This window comes from Streptosporangiales bacterium (assembly GCA_009379955.1).
In the GTDB taxonomy this organism is placed as follows: domain Bacteria; phylum Actinomycetota; class Actinomycetes; order Streptosporangiales; family WHST01; genus WHST01.
Window position 1 is genome coordinate 1 of the sequence record WHST01000208.1, and the last position, 5,164, is coordinate 5,164.

Here is a 5,164-nt window from a genome sequence, read left to right on the forward strand (position 1 = left end):
CACCCGCGAAGTGCCTTTCTCCAAGAGCAACAGGACCGTCGACAAGTCCCAGTTTCCCTTGCAGACAAGGCACTTTCGCATCACCACACCCCGTGTCGCCCCACCAGGTGTGAAAGACCGAGGTTAACGTGATCAGCAGGGACTTCACCTCGTGCAGGGACGAGGTGGAGTCCACGTTCACGAGCTGAACGTGATCGTTTCGCAGCGGGCCTGGCGTCGGGTGGGCTACGGCCGGCCGGACTCCAGGTAGACGGTGTGGCCGGTGCGGCGCGCGGCGAGGCAGGCCGCCAGCCGGTGCGCGGTGCGGGGCGACGTCAGGTCGGCGAACGCGTCGCGCTCGACCCAGCGCCACGACCGCAGCTCGTCCGGCGGCAGCGTGATCGCCGCGGTCTCGTGGTCGCCCAGCAGGCCCCCGTCGAAGACGAGCATCAGCCCCTCGGTACGCGGCGGCACGGCGGGCACCCAGTCGATGGCGAGCAGGCCGCCGACCGGCCGGTCGAGGCCGAGCTCCTCGCGCACCTCGCGCCGGCAGCCGGTGCGCGGGGACTCGTCGGCCTCGACGACGCCGCCGGGGATGTCCCAGACGTCCTTGTACGTGGGCTCGACGAGCAGCACCCGGTCGTTCTTGTCGCAGAACAGCGCGCCGGCCGCGACCCGCTTCAACGGCAACGCGGCGTAGATCGCCGCGATCTCGGCGTCCCTGGGTTCCTCGGTCGTCACGACGCCCAACCTATCGAGAACGTCGGGGTCAGAACCTCACGGTCATCGTGTTGGACGCGCGGTCGTGCAGGCCGCGCCGGTCGCCGTCGACGAAGAGGGCGGGCACGAACGCGCAGAGCAGCAGGGTACGGACGAGCGCCCACAGCGGTCCGACCGGCGAACGGTCGACCCGCACGACCCGGAAGCCGAGCAGCCGGTGGCCGATGGTGCAGCCGAGGGTGCCCACGAGCAGGACGTTCTCGACGGCGAACACGAGCAGGGTGACCCACGGGCCGCCCTGGAGCAGGCCGTAGCCGATCGCGCTCGACAGCACCCAGTCGACCATCAGCGCCACGAGCCGCCGGAGCAGGCCCGGCGCCGACCAGGTGCCATCTTTCGGCAGCCCAAGGCGCTGCCCCGGGTACTCGGACACCGTGCCGCCGGCCGCACCGGCGGCGTCGTCGCCGGACGTGGGCCCGCCGAGCCACGACCCGATCGACCGTCTGTCCATGGTGCCGACGCTACCCCGGTCTAAACTGTGCGAGAGTCCCGGGGACGTGCGTAACACCGGCGAAACAATCGGGACATGCTCGGGTAACGGCGCCCGGATACGGTGACAGCCGACCGACAGTTGGCCGACAAGGAGCGGTGATGTTCGAAAGCCACGATGACCTGCTGCGGTACGTGCGTGACGAAGATGTCAAGTTCGTCGACGTACGCTTCTCCGACCTCTTCGGGGTCATGCAGCACTTCGCCGTTCCGGTCTCGCACTTCGACGAGTCCGTGTTCTCCGACGGCCTGATGTTCGACGGCTCGTCGATCCGCGGCTTCCAGGAGATCCACGAGTCCGACATGGCGCTCAGGCCGGACCCGAACAGCGCGTTCGTCGACCCGTTCCGGGTCGACAAGACCCTCAACCTGCACTTCTACGTCCACGACCCGCTCACCGGCGAGCCGTACAGCCGCGACCCGCGCAACGTCGCCCGCAAGGCCGAGGCGTACCTCGCGAGCACCGGGATCGCCGACACCGCGTACTTCGCGCCCGAGGCCGAGTTCTACGTCTTCGACGACGTACGGTTCGAGACCAAGCAGAACACCGGCTACTACAAGATCGACTCCATCGCCGGCGCGTGGAACACCGGCCGCGCGGAGGAGCCGGGCAACCGCGGCTACAAGCCGCGCTACAAGGGCGGCTACTTCCCGGTCCCGCCCGTCGACCACTACGCCGACCTGCGCGCGGAGATGGTGCTCGAGCTGGAGAAGGTCGGCATCCTCGTCGAGCGTGCCCACCACGAGGTCGGCACGGCGGGCCAGGCGGAGATCAACTTCAACTTCGCGTCGATGCTCGCCGAGGCCGACCGGCTGCAGATCTTCAAGTACATCATCAAGAACGTCGCGTGGCGCAACGGCAAGACCGCGACCTTCATGCCGAAGCCGATCTTCGGCGACAACGGCTCCGGCATGCACTGCCACCAGAGCCTGTGGAAGGACGGCACCCCGCTGTTCTACGACGAGCTCGGCTACGCCGGCCTGTCCGACACCGCGCGGTGGTACATCGGCGGCCTGCTGCGGCACGCACCCAGCCTGCTCGCGTTCACCAACCCGACCGCGAACTCCTTCCACCGCCTGGTGCCCGGCTTCGAGGCGCCGGTCAACCTCGTCTACAGCCAGCGCAACCGGTCGGCCTGCATCCGCATCCCGATCACGGGCACGAGCCCGAAGGCCAAGCGCATCGAGTTCCGGGTGCCCGACCCGTCGGCGAACCCGTACCTCGCGTTCCCCGCCATGCTGATGGCCGGCCTCGACGGCGTCCGCAACAAGATCGAGCCACCCGAGCCGATCGACAAGGACCTGTACGAGCTGCCGCCCGAGGAGCACGCGCAGGTGCAGCAGGTGCCCGGCTCCCTCGACGCCGTCCTCGACTCGCTCGAGGCCGACCACGACTATCTGCTCGAGGGTGACGTGTTCACCTCCGACCTCGTCGAGACCTACGTCGACTTCAAGCGCACCAACGAGATCAACGAGATCCGCCAGCGCCCCCACCCCCACGAGTTCGAGCTCTACTACGACATCTGAGAACGGCGATCCAGCTACCAGCTGGAACGCCCTCAGATAGTCTCTGAGCTGCGGAAACGCTCCCTAACGCTTCCTAGCGTTTCGGGGCGTTTCTTGCGCTCACGTGTACCCAATGTGTACCCGCGGAAGGTGCCTCGAATCACGGCCCCGGACGTGCGAGTACTCCAGCCGTAGATCGGCGTACAGCAGGCGGTCGATGACGGTCAGCCATATGGGGCTGAGGCCGAGGAAGACGATACTAAGGATGGCATCCAGCGGCCGCTGGCGGCGGCCGGGATACCGGTGTCGTGGGGCGTCACACATGACGCGGTAGCCGGCCGAACTCAGCGGATACGCCGCACCCGTCTGCCGATCGAGGCGGAACAGTGCGACGTCACGCTCAATGGTGGTGCTAGACCCACTGTGCCGCGCGGCGGGCCCCGTGAGACTGGGAAAGAAGCATCCGATGTCCCAGACCCCGACATCCCTGTTTACGACACGCGAGCCGAGGACGGCGGACATGACTGCCCAGACGATCCTACGTACGCCGCACACGCGGGCCAGCCCCACCGAGCCCAGCAGTGTGCAGAAGCAGTACGCGAATCACTACACGCAGTTGTCGGAGCAGGTAAGGGATTCCGGGCTACTGCGCCGACGCTACGGCTACTACTGGGCGAAGATGTCGCTCACCGTCCTCGCACTCGGCGCGACGATCGCCGGTGTTGTGCTACTCGGTGACTCCTGGTTCCAGCTGATCCTGGCCGGAGTCCTGGCCGTGGTGTTCGCGCAGCTCGCGTTCATCGGTCACGATGCCGCGCACCGGCAGATCTTCAAGTCCGGCCGGGCCAACGACTGGGCGGGCCTGATCCAAGGCACCCTGTTCGGTGGGCTGAGCTCGGGCTGGTGGCAGAACAAGCACAGCAAGCATCATGCCAACCCGAACAAGCACAGCAAGGACCCCGACATCGCTCCCGGCGTCCTCGCGTTCACACCGTACGCGCGCGCCGAACGCGGTCGCCTCGGTAAGCTCGTGGCCGACCGACAGGGCTGGTTCTACTTCCCGATCCTGCTGTTCGAGGGCCTGAACCTGCACTATCAGAGCGTGCGACGGCTCTTCAGCTCGGCGCCGATGAAGCGCAGGGGCTGGGAGATCGGCTTCCTCACCGTACGGCTCGGCGGATACATCGCGACACTGTTCCTCATCATGTCGCCGGGTAAGGCAGCGGCGTTCCTCGCCATCCAGCTCGGCCTCTACGGCCTCTACATGGGCGGCGCGTTCACCCCGAACCACATCGGCATGCCCACCGTGCCTCCAAACATGAAGATCGACTTCCTCCGCCGCCAGGTGCTCATGTCGCGCAACGTGACCGGCGGCTGGTTCATCCACTTCGCGATCGGCGGCCTGAACTACCAGATCGAGCACCACCTGTTCCCCAGCATGCCGCGGCCCAACCTGCGCCACGTCGAACCGCTGGTACGCCAGTTCTGCAACGAGCACCGCGTTGCCTACACCGAGAACAGCCTCTTCGCCTCCTACGGCATCGTCGTCCGCTACCTCAACAAGGTCGGCCTCGTCGGACGCGACCCGTTCGGCTGCCCGCTCGCCGCCCAGCTACGCGCACCCGGCTAGGACGGTCCCGGAGGTTAGATCGGGCGCGACTGCCGCGAGCGCGTAGGCCCACCGCACCCGATTCACCGGTCCAGACCGTGCGCCTGCCCTGCGTCGCCCCGAACGAGCGCGCGGTAGAAGTCGGGGAGCCTCCGCATGCCGACGGAGGTCCCGACCATGTCCCTGCTGAGACTCTGGTGAAAGAACCGCAGGAAACCCGAGGCGTTGCGGTTGAACGGGTGCACCGGAAGGACACCGCCGAGGAGTGGGCGATCGCGCAGCTGCAGGCCATCATCGACCTGGACCGGCAGGACCGCGACGCGTTGCCCGGTTCGGCGGTGAAGCTCGTCAAGGACGCCCAGCGGATCATGCGGAAGCGTCGCCGCACCGGCAAGGGCCGTCCCGCGGCGGGCGGAGAGACGTGAGGGTGACCGCGTGGTCCTCGCCGGCCTCGGCGCCCGCACAGGCTAGACCGGGCCTCGCATACATTCACGACGTCACCTCCGCCGAGGCGGCACGTCCACGTCACGGTGGTCGGTCGTGGACTCGGTTCAGTCTCGGTCTCTGTGTCGGGTCCAGCCATCGAGGTGGCACGGTGTGCGCGCGGCCGTTGTGCATGACCAGGTCGATGGTGCCGTCGTGGACGGCGGTGTGGTGGACGGTGCAGACCAGGGCGAGGTTGTCGATGTCGGTGGTGCCGCCTCGGGACCACCAGGTGACGTGGTGGGCCTGGGTGTACTGCGGTGGCGCGTCACACCCGGCCACCACACACCCGTGATCCCTGGCGATGAGCGCCCGGCG

The 5,164-nt window shown here is 67.6% G+C and carries 6 protein-coding genes; 3 read left to right on the forward strand and 3 right to left on the reverse strand.

Annotated elements, in window-relative coordinates; all coding sequences use genetic code 11:
• Positions 1–225 precede the first annotated feature (225 nt).
• Positions 226–720: an NUDIX domain-containing protein gene (locus GEV10_31710; GenBank protein MQA82968.1), complete on the reverse strand. Its 495-nt coding sequence runs from the start codon at positions 718–720 to the stop codon at positions 226–228.
• 28 nt (positions 721–748) lie between these two features.
• The gene (locus GEV10_31715) at positions 749–1,210 is read right to left on the reverse strand and encodes an RDD family protein (GenBank protein ID MQA82969.1); all 462 of its coding nucleotides are present in this window, start codon (positions 1,208–1,210) and stop codon (positions 749–751) included.
• A 140-nt stretch (positions 1,211–1,350) separates the two neighbouring features.
• Between GEV10_31715 and glnA the strand changes: the two genes are divergently transcribed.
• The 3 genes from glnA to GEV10_31730 all read left to right on the forward strand — a co-directional run bounded on the left by glnA (position 1,351) and on the right by GEV10_31730 (position 4,788).
• Complete coding sequence (gene glnA / locus GEV10_31720; protein MQA82970.1) at positions 1,351–2,775, forward strand: type I glutamate--ammonia ligase; 1,425 nt, start codon at positions 1,351–1,353, stop codon at positions 2,773–2,775.
• Between the two features lie 499 nt (positions 2,776–3,274).
• The gene (locus GEV10_31725; GenBank protein ID MQA82971.1) at positions 3,275–4,384 is read left to right on the forward strand and encodes an acyl-CoA desaturase; all 1,110 of its coding nucleotides are present in this window, start codon (positions 3,275–3,277) and stop codon (positions 4,382–4,384) included.
• Positions 4,385–4,602: 218 nt separating this feature from the next.
• The gene (locus GEV10_31730; GenBank protein MQA82972.1) at positions 4,603–4,788 is read left to right on the forward strand and encodes a hypothetical protein; all 186 of its coding nucleotides are present in this window, start codon (positions 4,603–4,605) and stop codon (positions 4,786–4,788) included.
• Positions 4,789–4,888: 100 nt separating this feature from the next.
• Here the strand turns inward: GEV10_31730 and GEV10_31735 are convergent.
• On the reverse strand, positions 4,889–5,164 hold a 276-nt coding region (locus tag GEV10_31735), incomplete at its 5' end, for an HNH endonuclease (GenBank protein MQA82973.1).

Excerpts from the sequence above, each read along its gene's own strand:
- GEV10_31715 (MQA82969.1), bottom strand. The coding sequence starts at position 1,210 with ATGGACAGACGGTCGATCGGGTCGTGGCTCGGCGGGCCCACGTCCGGC.
- glnA (MQA82970.1), top strand. The coding sequence starts at position 1,351 with ATGTTCGAAAGCCACGATGACCTGCTGCGGTACGTGCGTGACGAAGAT.
- GEV10_31725 (MQA82971.1), top strand. The coding sequence starts at position 3,275 with ATGACTGCCCAGACGATCCTACGTACGCCGCACACGCGGGCCAGCCCC.